Source organism: Phenylobacterium haematophilum (assembly GCF_014196295.1).
Taxonomy (GTDB): domain Bacteria; phylum Pseudomonadota; class Alphaproteobacteria; order Caulobacterales; family Caulobacteraceae; genus Phenylobacterium; species Phenylobacterium haematophilum.
Map to the genome: position 1 here is coordinate 288,293 of NZ_JACIDK010000004.1, position 17,182 is coordinate 305,474.

Sequence of the window (17,182 nt, forward strand, 5' to 3'; positions counted from 1 at the left end):
GCGCCCGATCCTAGGGATCGAGGCGGTAGCCCGCCCCGCGGACAGTCTGCAACATCGCCCGGTCGAAGCCCTTGTCGATCTTCGACCGCAGCCGCGAGACGTGGACGTCGATGACGTTGGTCTGCGGGTCGAAGTGATACTCCCAGACCTTCTCAAGAAGCATCGTGCGCGTCACCGACTGGCCGGCATGGCGCATCATGAATTCCAGCAACTGGAACTCGCGCGGCTGCAGGTCGATCTCCTTGCCCTGGCGGTGCACGGTGCGGGCGATGAGATCCATTTCCAGTTCGCCGACCCGCAGCAGGGTCTGGACCGATCCGGTCTCGCGTCGCCGCGATAGCGCTTCGACGCGGGCGATCAGCTCGACGAAGGCGTAAGGCTTCACGAGGTAGTCGTCGCCGCCGGCCTTCAGCCCCTCGACGCGATCGTTGATTTCGCCAAGCGCGGACAGGAAGAGCACCGGGGTCTGATCGCCCTCGCGCCGCAGCGCCTGGACCATCGAGACCCCGTCCATCCTCGGCATCATGCGGTCGACGATCATGACATCGAACTCGCCGGCCTGGGCGGCGGAGAGGCCCGCCTCCCCGTCGCTGGCGCGAACGCATTCATGACCTGCCTCGGTCAGGCCGCGGTCCATGACTTCGGCCGCTTCGAGATCGTCTTCGACAATCAGTATCCGCATCGACTCAGGCCCCCGTTCGCTCAGCCTAGCCGGATATCTTCAGCGGCAGGAAGGACGTACGGCCGCCGCGATGCACCCCGACCAGGATGCTCTGACGCCCGGCCTTCTTGGCCGCGGTGACCGCCGCCGAGAACTCGGCCGCCGTAGTGACCGGCTCGCCGTTCGCTTGAACGAGGATGTCGTCCTTACGCAGGCCTCGCAACGCCGCGTCCGAGGACTGGTCGACGCTGGCGATCAGCACGCCCTTGAAACCCGGATCGAGGTTCAGGCGCCGGCGCGAGGCTTCGTCGAGCGGAGCAAGCGCCAGACCGAGGACGACCGGCCGCTGGGCCTGGGCCTCGGGCTTGTCGCCGCCGCCGCGGTTCCCGCCGCCCTGCTGGTTGTCGTTCGCCGCGAGTTCGCGCTCGGTCGGTCGAACGCCCGAGCGGATCTCGAGATTCTTGCGCTTGCCGGCTCGCAGCACGTCCAGCCGCAATACGTCGCCCGGCTTGGCCTTGGCCACTTCGCGGGTCAGCTCGGACGAGGTCTTGACGTTGACGCCGTTCACCGAGGTGACGATGTCGCCCGACTGCAGGCCGCCCCGCTCGGACGGACCGCCAGGGGTGACATTGGCGACGATGGCGCCGCGCTGGCTCCCCATGCCTTGAGCCTCGGCCATCTCGGCGGTGAAGTTCTGGATCGAGGCGCCAATGTACCCGCGGGTGATCTTGCCCCCCGAGATCAGTTGCTTGGCGATCGAGTCGGCCACGTCGGCCGGGATGGCGAAGCCGATCCCGACCGAGCCGCCCGACGGCGAGAAGATCGCTGTGTTGACGCCGATCACGCGGCCATAAACGTCGAAGGTCGGGCCGCCCGAGTTGCCCCGGTTGATGGGCGCGTCGATCTGGATGTAGTCGACGAAGGTCTCGCCGATGTCGCGGCCGTAGGCCGAGATGATGCCGGCGGTCGCGGTGCCGCCCAGCCCGAATGGGTTGCCGACGGTGATGACCCAGTCGCCGACGCGCGGCTTGCCGGCGTTCTCGAAGTTCACATACGGAAAGCCGCTGCCCTTGACCTTGAGGACAGCCAGATCGGTCCCCTCGTCGCGGCCGACGACCACGGCGTCCAACTCGCGCTCGTCCTTGAGCACGACCTTGATCTCCTTCGCGTTCTCGACGACGTGATTGTTGGTGACGATGTAGCCGTCGCCCGAGATGAAGAAGCCCGAGCCCGAGGATTGCTGGCTGGGCAAGCGCGGCTGACCACGGCCCTGCCCCTGTTGGCCTTGTTGGCCCTCCTCGTCGTCACCGCCGCCGCCCGGCGGCTGGCGCGGAACGATGTCGAACGGGAAGTTCTCGAAGCCCGGCACTCGGCGCAGGGCCGAGGGGTCAACGTCAGAGGTGACGTTGATCGAGACCACGGCAGGCGAGACCTTTTCGAAGATGTCGGCGAAGGAGAGCGGCGCGCCCGGCGGCGGGGCGAAGATCGGCGCGGTCGACGTGCGCATCAGCAGGCTGCGCTCGACGCTGGAATCGGCACGCGGCTGGTCCGCGAGGTTAGCGCCGGCGAGAGCCGCAGTCGCGACGCCGACGCCCGCCAGCGCGCCGAGGAGATAACCGGTCTTCTTCGAGGTCATAAGCCTTCAATTTCCCTGTGGGCGCCCGGGGTCAGATAGCACGGGCACGTCCCCGACAACCTATGTTCGATGCCAAAGAGCGCAACGTCTCTCAAGTTACGTTTAGGTCACGCTCGGCTCTTCATAGCGTTCAATGTTTGGCGCAATCTTGTCACGCTGCTCAATCGCGCGACAGGTCGTCCAGCCGCGCCGCTTCTTCGGGCGATAGCGCCTCGTCGGCCGGCCGGTTCCGCAGGGTACGGAACAACAGCCACAGTCCCAGCAGCACCACCGCCAGCGGGGCTCCCCAGAGCGCGGCGTTGCCCAGCGAGAAGGCCGGCTTGAGCAGCACGAATTCGCCGTAGCGATCGGTCAGGTGCTTGCGGACCTCGGCGTCGGTCTTGCCAGCCTTTACCTCGTCGCGCACAAGCCGGCGCAGGTCGGCGGCCAGTTCAGCGTTGGAGTCGTCGATCGACTCGTTCTGGCAGACCAGGCAGCGGACCTCGCGGAAGAGTTCGCGCGCACGCGCCTCTTGCGCCGGGTCCGGCAGCCGCTCGGCCGGATCGGAGGCCGCGGCGATGCAGAGCATCGCGCCCACGATCGCCGCCAACCGCTTCATGCCGCCACCGCCTGCTGCTTGCGCCCGGCGCCCAGGCGCAGGCGGCGGTCGGAAAGAGAGACCACTCCGCCGAGCGCCATAATCCCCGGCCCGATGAAGATCAGCAGCGCCCAGGGGTTCCAGTAGCCGCGCACCAGCCAGACAGGCTCGCCGGCGGCGTCGCGACGCTCGCCGAGCACGACGTAGAGGTGGTCGAGACCGCGAGTGCAGATCGCCACTTCGGTCGTGGTCTGGCCGCCAGCTGGGTAGAACCGGCGCTCGGGCTTGGGCGTGCAGATTTGCGCATCGCCCTTGAAGGCGCGCAGCAGGCCGCGTTCAGCCTCGTAGTTAGGGCCTTCGACGCCGCGGATGTCGTCAAGCACCAGGCTGTACTCGCCGAGGTTCAGCCGCCCGCCGATCGGCAGGGTCTCGGCCGCCTCGAGCTTCCAACCGGTCTCGAAGCAGGCTCCGAGCACGAAGACGCCGAGGCCCAAATGCGCCAGGGTCATGCCCCACGCCCCCCGCGGCAGACCGATGAGCCGCCGCCAGGATTCAGCGGCCGGCGCACGGAACATGCGGGTGCGTTCGGCCAGTTCGACCAGCGCCCCGATCACCAGCCAGGCGCCCATCGCCACCCCGGCCGCCGAGAACGCCTTGCGCGGGCTGATCAGGGCGTAGGCGGCTAGGCCGCAGCCGACCGCGATCAGCGCCGCCAACCACAGCCGCTGAACGACGCCTGTAAGGTCGCCGCGCTTCCACGCCAGCAACGGGCCGGCCGGCAGCAGGATCGCCAGGGCGGCCATCAGCGGCGTGAAGGTCAGGTTGAAGAACGGCGGGCCGACCGAGATCGCCTCGCCGGTCGCCGCCTCGCGCATCAGCGGATAGAGCGTGCCCAGCAACACGGTGGCCGTGGCCGCGGCCAGCAGGATGTTGTTCAGCACCAGCGCGCTCTCGCGGCTCACCGGGGCGAAGACCCCGCCGCGGGCGAACAACGGGGCGCGCCAGGCGAACAGGGCGAAGCCGGCGCCGGCCGTGACGCCTAGAATGGTCAACAGCAGCACGCCGCGGGTGGGATCGACCGCAAAGGCGTGCACCGATGTCAGCACGCCCGAGCGCACAAGGAAGGCGCCTAGCATCGAGAAGGTGAACGCCGCCAACGCCAGGAACACTGTCCAGCCAGCCAGCGCTCCACGCTTTTCGGTAACGATGGCCGAGTGCAGCAGGGCGGCTGCGATCAGCCAAGGCATGAAGCTGGCGTTCTCGACAGGGTCCCAGAACCACCAACCGCCCCAGCCGAGTTCGTAGTAGGCCCAGAACGAGCCGAGCGTGATGCCGACGGTCAGGGCGCTCCAGGCCGCAAGGGTCCAGGGCCGCACCCAGCGCGCCCAGGCCGCGTCAACGCGGCCCTCGATCAAGGCCGCGACCGCGAAAGAGAACACCACCGACATGCCGACGTAGCCGACATAGAGCGCCGGCGGGTGGAAGGCGAGCGCCGGGTCCTGCAGCAGCGGATTGAGCGAGCGGCCCTCCACCGGCGCATTGATGACGCGGTTGAACGGGTTGGAAGCGAAGACCGTGTAGGCGAGAAACACTACGCCCAGTAGGCCCTGCACCGAGATGGTCAGGGTTTTGAGGCCCGCCGGGAGATCACGGCCGTAGAGCGCGACGGCTGCGCCGCAACCAGTCAACGCCAAGCACCACAGCAGCATCGATCCTTCGTGGCTGCCCCAGGTTCCGGCCACCCGATACAGCAGCGGCTTGGCGGTGTGCGAATTGGCCGCGACGTTGGCGACCGAGAAGTCCGAGGTCACGAACGCATACATCAACGCCGCGAAGGCGACGAGCAGCGCAACGAACGCGCCGATCGCCGCGCCCTGGCCCGCGCCGGACATCACCGGCGAGCGCCGCCAGCGGGCCAAGCCCCCGGCCAGCGCCTGAGCGACAGACAGCGCCAGGGCCAGCGCCAGCGAGAACGCCCCGATTTCGACGATCATCGTGCGGCCGGTTCCGCCGAATAGCTGGGCGCCGGCGCGCCTTCGCCGCGCCACTCGCCCTGCTCCTTGATGGCCTTGGCGACCTCGCGAGGCATGTACTTCTCGTCGTGTTTGGCCAGCACCTGCTTGGCCTTGAAGTCGCCGTCGGCCTGGAATGCGCCGGTGGCGACGATCCCCTGGCCTTCACGGAACAGGTCCGGCAGATCGCCCGAATAGCTGACCCTGGTGGTCGCCAGCTGGTCCGCAACCACGAACTCCACGCGGCCGTCGGGATGCTTGACGACGCTGCCCGGCTGCACGAGCCCGCCCAACTGGATCGAACGGCCGACCGGCGGCTTCGCCTCGGCCGCCTGGGCCGGAGTGTAGAAGAACGAAATCGAGTCCGAGAGACCCCAAAGGGTCAGGCCGACGGCGAGGCCCAACACGGGCGCGATAGCCGCGACCAGATAGAGACGTCGACGCGCTTTCGGAGATTTGGGCAGCCAGCCGCTCATCGCATCGGTTCCGTCTTCGCCGCCAGGTCCAGCGCCTTGAGGATATCGGCCTTGCCGGCGTATCGCGCCTTGGCTTCCGTCAAAGTCGCATCTCGTTTAGCGGCGTCGCCGAGGACGGCGTACGAACGGACGAGCCGCACCCAGCCTTCGGGATCGTCGGGCTCGGCCTCGAGCTTGGCGGCGAGGCTGGCGACCATGCCTTGCACGGCGGCCATCTGGTCGTTGTCGAACTTCGGCGCCGGCGCGCCTTCCGCCTCGGCGATGACCTGCTGTACTGCGGCGCGGCGGGGATCAGTCGCCGGCAGTTCCGCGGCGAGCGCACGCCAGGCGGCCAGACCCTCGGCGCGCTGGCCGCCGGCGACTTGAGCGCGGGCGAGATGGAAGCGGGCGCTGACCGACTTCGGGTCGCGCTTCACGGCCTCCTGGAAAGCGCGCTGTGCCTGCGGCGAAACCTCGCCCTGCATCTGCACGACCAGCACCTCGCCCAGGCCTTCCCATAGATCGGCGCGATTCGGAGCCAGCTCGATCGCGCGGCGCAGCGCACGCGCGGCGGAGTCGGGATTGTCGGAGGCCATCTCGGCCTGGGCCAGGAAGCTGTAGGCCTCCGGATCGCCACCGCGCTCGGCGATCAGCGACTTCAGCACCACCGCCATTTCGGGCGGGGTCAGTTCCGAGGGATCGGCGCCGCGCCAGGCGGCGACCCGCGCCTTGAACGGCTGGTCCCCCATGCCCGGGGAGCCGACGGCGAAGTAGAGTCCAAGCGCCAACAGCGGCGTCAGGGCCGCGAACGCCAGCACGGTCTTGCGTTGCGAGAGATCGACGGTCCACGGCGCGGCCGTCGCGTCAGAGGCCCCCAGCAGTCGGCGCGCGGCCTCAGCATGGGCGACGGCGCGTTCCGAAGCCGGAATCAGGCCGCGGTCGGCGAGGTCGTCGATTTCGCGAAGCTGGCGGCGGTAGACCGCCGCGGTCGGATCATCGGCGCCGGCGAGCGCCGCCACGCGGGCCGATTTCCAGAGGACGAGACCGGCGCAGAGCGCAGAAAGCACGCCCGCAACCACCCAGAACGCGATCATGGCGCGGCTTTAGCCGAAAGACGCCGGCAGTTCCACAGGTCCGATCCGCGCAGGCCCATTTCAAGCCGGGTTAGAGCGGCCGGGCGGGGTCTTCCCAGGCCGGGCGGGGCGCCGTCAGCGCCCCGAACGCGCTGGCTGCACGACGGCGAACGATCTCGCGCGCTCGCGGTTCGTGAATCAGGCCGGCGAACTCCGCGGCGATCTGCAATCTTAGCGCGGCGATTTCGCGATCCGCCTCCCCTTCCCGCACGCGGGCCAGCACGTCTTCCACGTACTGGTCGAGCGCCTCGCCAGCGGCCTCCATCACTTTTGCGCGGGTGGAGGCGAACCCGCCATAGTTGGCGCTGGCGCGGATGCCCTCGGCGAAGCTGAGCAGGCTGCGGCAACGTTCCACGTGACCTTGATCAGGCGGCGAGCCCAGCTCAGGTTCCGTGACCAGGGCCCGCGCCACCCGCACCTTCTGACTCGGCAGGGCAGCCAACTGCAGCCGCGGCAGTTCTCGAAGCCGCTTCTCGACGACTGAAGCCAGCGACTGCTTCTGCTTCTGGATCCGGCCGCCCCAGCCGCCCTCACGCCCGAGATCGATGGCGTTCTCCAGCTCGGCGACCTGCAAGGTGAGAATTTCGACCGTGGCCGCGGCGGCCTCGCCGGCGGGCGCGCCCCCGTTCAGGTCGAAGGCCGCCACAGACCTCAGGTTCGCGTCGACCGTGTCCATCAGCCGGGTGGCGAACGAGGCCAGCTCCGATCCCGACAGATAGCTCTCGGTCGGGTGATCCATGACCGCCGAGACGATCCGCAGGATGGTCCAGGGCTCGGCGAGCTGAGCGCCGAGCATCTCGAAGAATCGCGGACCAGCGTCCTCGCCCGCGCGGCAGGCGTCACGATAGGCCAGCCGCGCAGCGGCCGCCCGTTCCTGCGTCGTACGGCTGATCCAGTCGGGGAGTTTCTCCGTCGCTCGGCGCACGACCGGCGACATGACCAGGCAGGTGCGCAACGCCGCGCCGCCCCCCGGTCGGTCGGTCTCGATGACGTCCAGCGCAGCCATAATGTCCCGCTGGGTGCGCGCCTCGAGCTCCTCCACCAGTCGGGCGGTCAGTCGATCAAACGCCTCGTTCGACGTTACGCCGGGCTCGTAGTCGGCCATGGCCAGCGCCGCTGTTGCGACGTCCTCGGCCGCGACGTCGCGCAGGCCGCGCCAGAGCATCGGCAGGGCGCGCGGCGGGAAGGCCAGGCGATCGGGGTCGCCCCGTCGGTCGATGAACAACGGCGCGACCGGCTGGAGAGCCTTGTTGCGCAAGTTGCGCTCGGCCACCTCGGCCTCGACAACTCGGCGCACGCCGGCCAGGGCCGTGTCGCCCTCCGCCGCCGCCAGCGCGTTGCGCAGGCCGCTGATGACCTTGTCAGGCGCCCCGGCCACAAGGGTGCGGACGATGTCGATCTTGGCGTCGGGCAGGCCGGCCATTTGGGAAAGCGCTCCAAGCGGGCGCACTTCTCCCGCACAGCCAGACCATCGCGCCGTCGAGTTAAGGCTTTACGAAAAGTCCTGCAAAATCAGGCTTCAGCCCGCGGCAGATCCAACTCAACCAGAAGCCCGCCAAGCCGAGCTTCCCCCAACTTGAGCGAGCCGCCATAGGCCCGCGCCAACTCGTCGATGATCGACAGGCCCAGGCCCGATCCTGGCGCGCTTTCATCGAGCCTCGCCCCGCGGCGCACGACGGCTTCGCGCTCTTGCGGGGTGAGTCCCGCCCCGTCGTCCTCGACGGTCAGGCGCAAGCGCTCGCCCGGCGCCGCGTCGGCGCGGACGCGGACCTTGCCTTTGCACCACTTGCCGGCGTTCTCCATTGCGTTGCCCGCCAGCTCCAGCAGGTCCTGGCGCTCGCCGAGGAAATAGAGGTCGTCGTCGGCGTCCCAATAGATCTCGACGCCCTTGTCCAGGAAGATGCGCTCGAGAGTGCGCGAGAGCTCGTCAAGCACGTCCGCCACCGACGTCCGCTCTCCCGAGCCCTGGGTGCGGGCCGCGGCGCGGGCCCGGCGCAGGTGGTGATCGACCTGCATGCGCATCGCCTCGGCCTGGCTCTCGACCACCTCGGCCAGCGGGCCGCCGGTCTGGCGAGCCTCGGTCAGCATCACCGACAGCGGCGTCTTCAGCGCGTGAGCGAGGTTGCCGACATGGGTTCGCTGCCGCTCGACGACCTCCTGGTTGTGGGCCAGCAGAGCGTTGAGCTCATCGGCCAGCGGCGACAGTTCGCTCGGATAGGCCCGCTGCACCCGCTCGGCCTTGCCGCGGCGCACTGAAGCCACCTCGCGGCGCAGCGCGAAGAGCGGGTTGAGACCGACCCGGACCTGGATGACCACGGCGGCGATCATTCCGACCGCGAGCAACGCGAAGGCGATGGCCGTGGCGGTGATGAAGCCGCGGACGTCACGGTCGACGGGGCTGCGGTCCTCGGCCGCCATGAACACCACCGGCGCGGCGCGGCCCGGCAACTTGGCCTGGGTCGCCATCGCCCGCAGGGGCTCGTTGAGCGGTCCGAAGGTGTCGTAGGAAATCGGCTGGCCAGGCTTGGCGTCCAGGCGACCCACTATGTCCGTCGGCGACTTCAGCTCGCTGTCCCAAAGGGAGCGCGAGCGCACCAGCACGCGCAGCTTGCCGCCGTCTCCCGGCTCGGCGATCTGCCAGTACTTGCCGGAGAACGCGCGCAGAGCTCGTAGGTCAGTCAGCGCTGGCGCCACGACCTGGCCCTTTTCGGCGATGGTCGTACCTGCGGTCAGGTTGTCGATCAGTTCGGAGAGGCCCTGGTCGAAACGGCGCAGCGCGGCCTGCTGGAACAGCAGCGCCAGCACCAGCGCGCAGACGACCAGAACGGCCAGGCTCCAGCCCGCGGCCAGGATCACCAGACGCCTGACGAGCGAAGGCTGGCCGAGCGTCGGCATGGTCACGAGCCGGCCGCCCCGCCCCCCAATTCCTCGGCCGGAGCGGTCAGCCGATAGCCGAGGCCGCGGACGGTCTCGATCCGGTCTGCGCCGATCTTCTTGCGCAGACGGCCGATGAACACCTCAATGGTGTTGGAGTCGCGATCAAAGTCCTGGTCATAGAGGTGCTCGACCAGTTCGGTACGGCTGATCACCCGCCCCTGATGCATCATCAAATAGTGCAGAAGGCGGTATTCGAGGGAGGTGAGCCGCAGCGGCTCACCATTGACGCTAGCGCGGGCGGCGCGCGGGTCGAGGCGCAGGCCGCCGAGCGACAGGCTAGGCGCGGCGTGGCCCGCCGAACGGCGCAGCAGCGCCCGCAGCCGAGCCAGCAACTCCTCGGTGTGGAACGGCTTGGTCAGGTAGTCGTCCGCGCCCGCGTCGAACCCGGCGACCTTCTCGCTCCAGGCGCCGCGCGCGGTGAGGATAAGCACCGGCACAGCCATGCTCTCGCGCCGCCAGCGCTCCAGCACGGATACGCCGTCGACCTTGGGTAGGCCGAGATCCAGGATCACCGCGTCATAGGGTTCGGTCTCGCCCAGGAACTGGGCCTCTTCGCCGTCGGCGGCGTGGTCCACCGCATAGCCGGCGTCGCCGAGCGCCGCCTTGAGCTGGCGCGACAGATCCGGATCGTCCTCGACCAGTAGAATACGCATGGAACTCCTTAGCCGCCCTGGCGCGAGATGATCTGGCCGCTCTGGGCGTCGACCACGAAGATGATCACGCGGCCGTCGTTGGTCTGCCACTGCACGAAATAGGCGGGGCGTCCGCCCGCGTCGCCCTGGGTCGTGTTCAGCTGACGGCCCGGCGTGCGCGAGGCGATGTTGGCGATTACCTGCGACAGCGGCACCTGACGACCGCCGCGCACGGCGTCGCGGGCCGCGTCCTGATCGTGCCTGCCGCCATAGGACGGCCGGCCGTAGTCAGGGTACGGCTGGGCGACCGCCGCAGGGGCGGCCGCCAGCAACGCGGCTATGACAAGGAAGCGTTTCATGAACCGCAGCATTAGATCCAGATCACTGAACCGGGCCTGAATACGAGGTTTATGAAGGCCCACGCCGACGCTGTCACTGGCGGCGGCGAAAACTACCTCTTCCTGGGCGTGTACGGACGCTCTTTTCGCCAACGTTCGGCGAAGCTTTCGAGCTCCTGGTCGGGCTTTTCCGGCAGCATCAGCACGATGCGCGCCAGCAGATCGCCACGCTTGCCCCGGCTGTCCGAAAGCCCCTTGCCCTTCAGTCGGAGCGACTGGCCGCTGTTGGCGCCCTTCGGAATCGTCAGCGTGACTGCGCCGTCAGGCGTGCGCGCGTCGACCTTCCCGCCGAGCACGGCGTCGGGGATCGAGACCGGCAGGTCCATCACCAGCGCCTCGCCCTCTCGGCGGAAGATCGGGTGCGGTCGCATGACCAGTTCGATGAAGGCGTCGCCTGGGCCGCCGCGGCCCGGCGAGCCCTGACCTTTCAGCCGCAGGGTCTGGCCTTCTTCAGCGCCTTTCGGAATTGTGACGTCGATCGTCCGGCCGTCCGAGAAGGCGATGCGCTTCTTGGCGCCATGGATCGCTTCCTCCAGTTCGATCTCCAGCTTGGCCCGCACGTCGGAGCCACGCTGCGAGAAACCGCCGAAGCCGCCGCCTCCGCCGCCCCGCCGACCGAGGATCTCGCTGAACAGGTCGCCGAGATCGCCGCCTTCCATGGTCTCGGAATATCGGCCCTGGCCGCCCCAGGCATTGCCCTGCTGGCCGAACGGTCCCCCGCCGCCCCCAAACCCGCGCATGGTCTCGCGACCGTCGGCGTCGATCTCGCCGGCGTCGAACTTCTTGCGCTTCTCGGCGTCGCCCAGGATGTCGAAGGCGGCGCTGACCTGCTTGAAGCGCTCCTCGGCGGCCTTGTTGCCGGGATTGGTGTCAGGATGATGCTGCTTGGCGAGCTTCCGGAACGCCTTGCGGATCTCGTCAGCGCTCGCGCTGCGAGAGACGCCCAGCTCCTGGTAGGGGTCGCGCGCCAAGGAAGGGTCCTTTCAAACTCGGGAGATAACTACGGGGCACTCAATTAGGCCGTTTAGCGGACGGCGCAAGCCTCTATGTGACATATTTACCACAATCAAAGGGCGCGCCCTAGTCTTCGCCACGCTCCTCCAGGAGATCCCACGCCGCATATTGGATGGCGTCCTCGGGGTCCTCCAAGGTTTCCTCGCTGATGGTCTCGCCGCGGATCGACACGCCAGCCGCGTGCACGCTCTCCGGGTCGCCAGAGACCAGCGGATGCCAGGACGCCAGCCCCCGGCCCTCATTGATACGCCGATAGGCGCAGCTAAGCGGCATCCACTGCAAAGCGTCGATGTTCTGCGGCGTGAGCTTGATGCAGTCCGGCACGTGCTTCTTGCGCTCCGGATAGTTCGTGCACGTGCAGCGTTCGGAGTCGAAGAGCTTGCAGTGCACGCGGGTCGGAAAGACCTCGCCGGTGTCCTCGTCCTCAAAGCGCACCAGGCAGCAGAGCCCGCAGCCGTCGCACAGGCTCTCCCACTCGCGCACCGTCATCTGCTCGAGCGACTTCGTTTCCCAGAAAGGCCTCGAAGCCATGCTACAGGCGCCCTACACAATCCAATTCAAGCCGACCCAGATTACCCGTGACCGACGACAACAACGACCCCAACCGCGCCAAGACGCCTTTCGGCCAGCGCCGGGAGCCGCCAGAGGCTGACCTGACCGGTTCGCCGTCCAAAGGCAAGCGTAGCGGGCGGTCTCTTTTGCGGGCGGTGCTCAAGTGGTCCGTCGTCGCGATGCTGGTGCTGGTCGTCGCCGGCGTGATCGCGGCCGGCGTGGCCTGGAACCACATCAGCAAGACTTACCTGCAGGATCTGCCCCAGGTGCCGACCCGGCAGGAGATTTACGCCTCCAAGCGGGCCCCGGCGATCAAGTTCTACGACATGAACGGCCAATTCATCGCCTCGCGCGGGCCGCAGTACGGTGAGAACGTGCGGCTGGCGGCCCTGCCAGACTATGTGCCGAAGGCGTTCCTGGCGGCCGAGGACCGCCGCTTCTACCAGCACGGCGCGGTCGATCCCTGGGCGATCGCGCGGGCCGCACGCGCCAATCACAAGGCCGGCCGCGTCGTCGAAGGCGGCTCGACCATTACCCAGCAGCTCGCCAAGGGCATGTTCCTCAGTCCTGAGCAGAACCTGAAGCGCAAGATCCAGGAGGCCGCGCTCGCCTACAAGCTGGAGCAGATGCTGACCAAGGACGAGGTGCTTGAGCTCTATCTCGACCGCATCTACTTCGGGGCCAACACTTTTGGCCTGGACGGCGCCTCACGCACCTATTTCGGCAAGCCGGCCACCCAGCTGAACCTTTCAGAGGCCGCGCTGTTGGCCTCGCTGCCAAAGGCGCCGTCGCGGATGGCGCTCCATCACAACATGGACAAGGCGCTGCAGCGCCAGCGTCTGGTGCTTGAGCGGATGCGCGGCGAAAATTGGATCAGCGACGCCGAGATGCGGGCCGCCCGCGCTGCTCCGCCGAAGCTCGCCGCGACCGCCTTGGCGAACGAAGGCGACAACGGCTACCTCATCGACTACGCCCAGGCTGAGGTGCTGCGGATGGTCGGCGAGAACTCGCCCGACCTCAACGTCACCCTGACGGTCGACCCGCGCCTCCAGGCCGCGGGCGCCCAGGTGCTGCGGCGGATCATCGAGGTCGACGGCAAGGCCAGCGGCGCCAGCCAGGGCGCGATGATCGCGCTGGATTCGACCGGCGCGATCCGGACAATGGTCGGCGGCGTCGACTACACCAAGAGCGTCTTCAACCGCGCCGTCCAGGCCAAGCGCCAGCCAGGCTCCAGCTTCAAGCCGTTCATCTATGCGGCCGCGCTGGAAAGGGGCGTGCTTCCCACCGACACCCGCATCGACGAGCCGGTGAAGATCGGCGACTGGGAGCCCAAGAACTACGGCGGCAAATACGCCGGGGCCGTGACCGTCGAGTCCGCCCTGGCCCGCTCGCTCAACACCGTCGCGGTCCAGCTCGGCCAGGAAGTCGGCCCAGAGGCGATCGCCAACCTCGCCGGCCGCTTCGGCATCAGCACCCTGCCGCCGAGCCCGAACCTGTCGGTCTCCTTGGGCGCATACGAAGTCCCGCTGATCGAGATGACCTCGGCCTACCAGGTGTTCCAGCAGGCCGGGAACCGTCTGCGGCCCTACATCGTCGCGCAAATTCAGACGACCGACGGCCAGGTGATTTACACCCACCAGACCTCGTCGCCCGTGCCGGCCTACGACATCCACTGGGCCAGCATGATGGTGAAGATGATGCAGAAGGTGGTGACCAGCGGGACCGGGACGCGGGCCAACTTCGGGCGGCCGGCGGCGGGCAAGACCGGCACCAGCCAAAACTTCCGCGACGCCTGGTTCATTGGCTTCACGCCAGACTACGTCGCCGGGGTCTGGGTCGGCAACGACGACGACAAGCCGATGAACCAGGTGACGGGAGGCCAGGTCGCCGCCGCCATCTGGAAGGATTACATGGTCACGGCCCACATGAACCTGCCGAGCCGCGAGTTCGAATGGCTGCTGCCCGACCCGGAGCCGGTCTACGATGACGACCCGCGCAACGGCTTCTACGAAGGCCTGGCCTACGATTTCGAGACCGCCGAGCGCGACGTCGCCCCGTTGCCGCAGCCGATCCCGATGTTGCCGATCCCGGAAGTCGCCGAGCCGGACATCGAGCCTGCGCCGAACTGAGGGGTCGCCTCGGCGCGCGGCTCCCTATATGTGCAGGCGCCCATGAAGCCCCCCGTTCTCGCCCTCAAGGACGTCCGCCTCGCCGACGGTCCCAAGATGCTGTTCGACGGCGTCGACCTGGCGGTCGAGCCGCGCTCGCGCGCCTGCCTGGTCGGCCGGAACGGCGCGGGCAAGTCGACGCTGCTGAAGATCCTGGCTGGCCAGATCGCCGCCGACGAGGGCGAGCGCACGGTGCAGCCGTCGATCCGCATCGCCTATGTGCCGCAAGAGCCGGACATCAGCGGAGAGACCCTCCTCGACTACGTGATCGCCGGCGGAGCCGAGCCGCACCGCGGTGAAGCGGCGCTGGAACTGTTCGGCATCGACCCAACCAAGCCGACCCAGGGCTTGTCGGGCGGCGAGATCCGCCGCACCGCCCTGGCCCGCGCCTTCGCCGAGGAGCCGGACGTCATCCTGCTGGACGAGCCGACAAACCACCTCGACATCCTCGCCATTGAGACCCTGGAAGCCGAGCTCGCCAACACCCGCGCCGCCCTGGTCATCGTCAGCCACGACCGCGCGTTCCTGGAGCGCGTCACCAACCGCTGCTTCTGGCTTGAACACCGGCGGGTGCGTCGCCTCGAAAAGGGCTTCGCCGCCTTCGACGAATGGGTGGAGCGCATCCTGGCAGCCGAGGCAGAGGAAGGCCGCCGGCTCGATAAGCAGCTGGAGAAGGAAGAGTACTGGCTGCGCCGTGGCGTCACCGGCCGCCGGGCCCGCAACGAGGGCCGTCGGCGGGCGCTGATGGAGTTGCGCAAGACCAAGGTCGAGCGCATGCGCGAAGTGCGCGGCGACCTGTCGATGGGTCTGGCCTCGTCGGGCCTATCAGGCCAACGCGTGGCTGAGGTCAAGAACATCGCCAAGGCGTTCGGCGACCGCACCCTGGTCAAGGACTTCTCGACCCGGATTCTGCGGGGCGACCGCGTCGCCATCGTCGGCCCGAACGGCGCGGGCAAGACCACCCTGGTCAAACTGCTGCTGGGCGAGCTGCCGCCCGACAGCGGCTCGGTGAACCTCGGGGTGAACCTGGAGATCGCCTACATCGATCAGGGCCGCGTCGACCTGAAGCCGGAGATGATGCTGCGCGACGTGCTGACGCCGCTCGGCGGCGACCAGGTCATGGTGCGCGGTCAGCCCAAACATGTGGCGGCCTACGCCAAGGAATTCCTGTTCACCGACAACCAGCTGCGCCAGCCGGTCCGGAGCCTGTCGGGCGGCGAACGCAACCGCCTGCTGCTGGCCCGCGCCCTGGCCACGCCCGCCAACCTGCTCGTGCTGGACGAGCCGACCAACGACCTCGACATGGACACGCTGGACCTGCTCGAGGACCTGCTGGCCGATTACGAGGGCACGCTGATCCTGGTCAGCCACGACCGCGACTTCGTCGACCGGCTGGCCACCTCGACCATCGCGCTGGATGGACACGGCAAGGTCGTCGAGACTCCTGGCGGCTGGCAGGACTTCCTGTCGCAGAACCCAGGCTTCTTCAAATCCGTCGCCGACGGCGCAGCTCAGCCGGCCCCAGCGCCGAAGTCTTCTCCCGCCCCGCGCGTCGAGCCGCCCAAGCCCAGCAAGCTGTCCTACAAGGATCAGCGCCGCCTACAGGAGCTGGACGCGGCCATCGCCGCCCTGCCCGGCAAGATCGCCAAGCTCGAGGCCGACCTGGCCGATCCCAATCTCTACGCGCGCGACCCCGCCGCCTTCGCCAAGCTGAGCGCCGCGCTGGAGTCGGCGCGCCAGGAGCTTTCGGCGTCCGAGGAAGAGTGGCTGGAACTGGAAGAGCGCCGCGAGGCCTTGGCCCGCTAGCGGATGAAGCAGTCGCCCTTCAGGCCGTTGCAGAACGCCTGAGCTTCGGCGCGGGTCTGGAACCCGGTCACCAGCGCCCGGTGGAAGGTCTTGCCGTCGACGACGACGCTGCGCACGGCGGTGGTTAGCGGCGGCGTCACCTTGCCCTTGATCTTGGCCAGGGCCTCGCGCGCCTGAGGCTCGCTGGCCGCGGCCGCGATCTGTACGGCGACCTTGCCGGCGGTCTTGGGCTTTGAAGTCCGGGGTGGGGTCGGCGTGGGTCGAGCGGCGCCTTCGCGCACCGCCGCCGGGGTCAATGGGCGCAGGTCGAGCGCGGGCTGCAACGCCGCTTCCACCGATGCGGCTGCGGGCGGAATCGCCGGAACGGCAGCAAGCCCCGCGCTCGCCGGCCGTGTCCGGCGCGCCTCGACCGACGTGCGCATCGGCGCTTCTTCGGTGGGAACCGGCGGTCCGGCCGGCGGGCTCGGCGCAAGCTCGACGATCTCCAACGGCGCGCTCTTCGCAGGCTTGGCGGGCTTGGCCGGCGCAGGCCTCGGCGCGGGCTTGGAGGGTGCTGGCTTTTCCGACACGGGTGGCGCCGCGGCCATCTGCTGCGCCGGTCCGCAAACCGCGCGGATCACCTGCGCCAGATAGGCGTCGGGCGAGGGCTGCACCCAGCCGCCTGGAACATGGCGGTTGATCGCCACGCCCTTGGCCTGCGGCTCGGTGAAGACGGTCATCTTGACCACCATGTCGCGCCGCCGCACGCAGTCGACGTTTACGGTCGAGCGCATAGAGCGGTAGCCGATCACGCGTTCAGCCTCGTCCGAGATCACCTCGCCCTGCAGGACGACGCCCTCGAACACGCCGCCGCCGTCGCTCGGCGTCCCACGGTTGCGGATCGCCACCACGAGGTCCGACTTGGCATAGACCACGGAGGAAGGTGGGAGACCGCTGGCGGCGACCGCACGGCGTTCGCGCGAGTTGAGCGCGCCATCGCCCTTGTCGGCGTGCGCGCCCTGGGCCAGCGCCAGCGCCGCCAGCGTCACTCCCAACCCGAACCGCGCGCGCACCGTCCCCTCCTTGCTTCGCAACCTCGACCTGCAGGAATTCGCATAGTTCGAGGCCCCGCAACAGGGTCAGCGACGGAACCCTGCGGGGAGCCCCCACACGCTATCCCGCATCGAACTCCACGCTTGGATCCTTGGGGATGACGAGGGGC

General features: G+C 68.5%; 15 protein-coding genes. 2 read left to right on the top strand and 13 right to left on the bottom strand.

Translation table 11 applies throughout. From position 1 onward, the window contains the following. Window positions 1–10 precede the first annotated feature (10 nt). The 12 genes from GGQ61_RS15505 to GGQ61_RS15560 all read right to left on the bottom strand — a co-directional run bounded on the left by GGQ61_RS15505 (window position 11) and on the right by GGQ61_RS15560 (window position 11,986). Window positions 11–682: a response regulator transcription factor gene (locus GGQ61_RS15505; protein WP_183774580.1), complete on the bottom strand. Its 672-nt coding sequence runs from the start codon at window positions 680–682 to the stop codon at window positions 11–13. A 25-nt stretch (window positions 683–707) separates the two neighbouring features. After that, complete coding sequence (locus GGQ61_RS15510) at window positions 708–2,297, bottom strand: Do family serine endopeptidase (RefSeq protein WP_183774584.1); 1,590 nt, start codon at window positions 2,295–2,297, stop codon at window positions 708–710. Window positions 2,298–2,457: 160 nt separating this feature from the next. Further along, a complete protein-coding gene (locus tag GGQ61_RS15515) occupies window positions 2,458–2,895 on the bottom strand; it encodes a cytochrome c-type biogenesis protein (protein WP_183774587.1) in 438 nt (145 codons plus the stop codon). Then, window positions 2,892–4,868, bottom strand: a complete 1,977-nt coding sequence (locus GGQ61_RS15520) for a heme lyase CcmF/NrfE family subunit (RefSeq protein WP_183774906.1) — start codon at window positions 4,866–4,868, stop codon at window positions 2,892–2,894. Before GGQ61_RS15520 ends, GGQ61_RS15515 begins: the two co-directional genes overlap by 4 nt. Next, window positions 4,865–5,362, bottom strand: coding sequence for a cytochrome c maturation protein CcmE (gene ccmE / locus GGQ61_RS15525; protein WP_183774590.1), 498 nt, complete (start codon window positions 5,360–5,362; stop codon window positions 4,865–4,867). The genes GGQ61_RS15520 and ccmE overlap by 4 nt, the downstream gene beginning before the upstream one ends. Beyond that, window positions 5,359–6,435, bottom strand: a complete 1,077-nt coding sequence (ccmI, locus tag GGQ61_RS15530) for a c-type cytochrome biogenesis protein CcmI (protein WP_183774593.1) — start codon at window positions 6,433–6,435, stop codon at window positions 5,359–5,361. Before ccmI ends, ccmE begins: the two co-directional genes overlap by 4 nt. Window positions 6,436–6,505: 70 nt before the next feature. Beyond that, a complete protein-coding gene (locus GGQ61_RS15535) occupies window positions 6,506–7,897 on the bottom strand; it encodes a hypothetical protein (protein ID WP_183774596.1) in 1,392 nt (463 codons plus the stop codon). An 89-nt stretch (window positions 7,898–7,986) separates the two neighbouring features. After that, window positions 7,987–9,369 (bottom strand): sensor histidine kinase, encoded by a 1,383-nt coding sequence (locus tag GGQ61_RS15540; protein ID WP_183774908.1) that lies wholly within the window; start codon window positions 9,367–9,369, stop codon window positions 7,987–7,989. Window positions 9,370–9,371: 2 nt separating this feature from the next. Further along, window positions 9,372–10,064 (bottom strand): response regulator transcription factor, encoded by a 693-nt coding sequence (locus GGQ61_RS15545; RefSeq protein WP_056015905.1) that lies wholly within the window; start codon window positions 10,062–10,064, stop codon window positions 9,372–9,374. A gap of 8 nt (window positions 10,065–10,072) precedes the next feature. Next, complete coding sequence (locus tag GGQ61_RS15550) at window positions 10,073–10,402, bottom strand: PepSY domain-containing protein (protein WP_183774600.1); 330 nt, start codon at window positions 10,400–10,402, stop codon at window positions 10,073–10,075. A 92-nt stretch (window positions 10,403–10,494) separates the two neighbouring features. After that, window positions 10,495–11,412, bottom strand: coding sequence for a DnaJ C-terminal domain-containing protein (locus GGQ61_RS15555; RefSeq protein ID WP_183774603.1), 918 nt, complete (start codon window positions 11,410–11,412; stop codon window positions 10,495–10,497). A gap of 109 nt (window positions 11,413–11,521) precedes the next feature. Then, on the bottom strand, window positions 11,522–11,986 hold the full coding sequence (locus GGQ61_RS15560; protein WP_183774606.1) for a YcgN family cysteine cluster protein: 465 nt from the start codon (window positions 11,984–11,986) through the stop codon (window positions 11,522–11,524). A gap of 47 nt (window positions 11,987–12,033) precedes the next feature. Between GGQ61_RS15560 and pbpC the strand changes: the two genes are divergently transcribed. Together pbpC and GGQ61_RS15570 are read left to right on the top strand one after the other, a co-directional pair. Then, complete coding sequence (gene pbpC / locus GGQ61_RS15565; protein ID WP_343056152.1) at window positions 12,034–14,136, top strand: multimodular transpeptidase-transglycosylase PbpC; 2,103 nt, start codon at window positions 12,034–12,036, stop codon at window positions 14,134–14,136. 42 nt (window positions 14,137–14,178) lie between these two features. Beyond that, a complete protein-coding gene (locus GGQ61_RS15570; protein ID WP_221221069.1) occupies window positions 14,179–15,981 on the top strand; it encodes an ABC-F family ATP-binding cassette domain-containing protein in 1,803 nt (600 codons plus the stop codon). Here the strand turns inward: GGQ61_RS15570 and GGQ61_RS22640 are convergent. Beyond that, window positions 15,978–17,033 carry a surface-adhesin E family protein gene (locus tag GGQ61_RS22640; RefSeq protein WP_183774614.1) on the bottom strand — a complete coding sequence of 352 codons (1,056 nt, stop codon included), beginning with the start codon at window positions 17,031–17,033 and terminating at the stop codon, window positions 15,978–15,980. The genes GGQ61_RS15570 and GGQ61_RS22640 overlap by 4 nt on opposite strands. Window positions 17,034–17,182 lie beyond the last annotated feature (149 nt).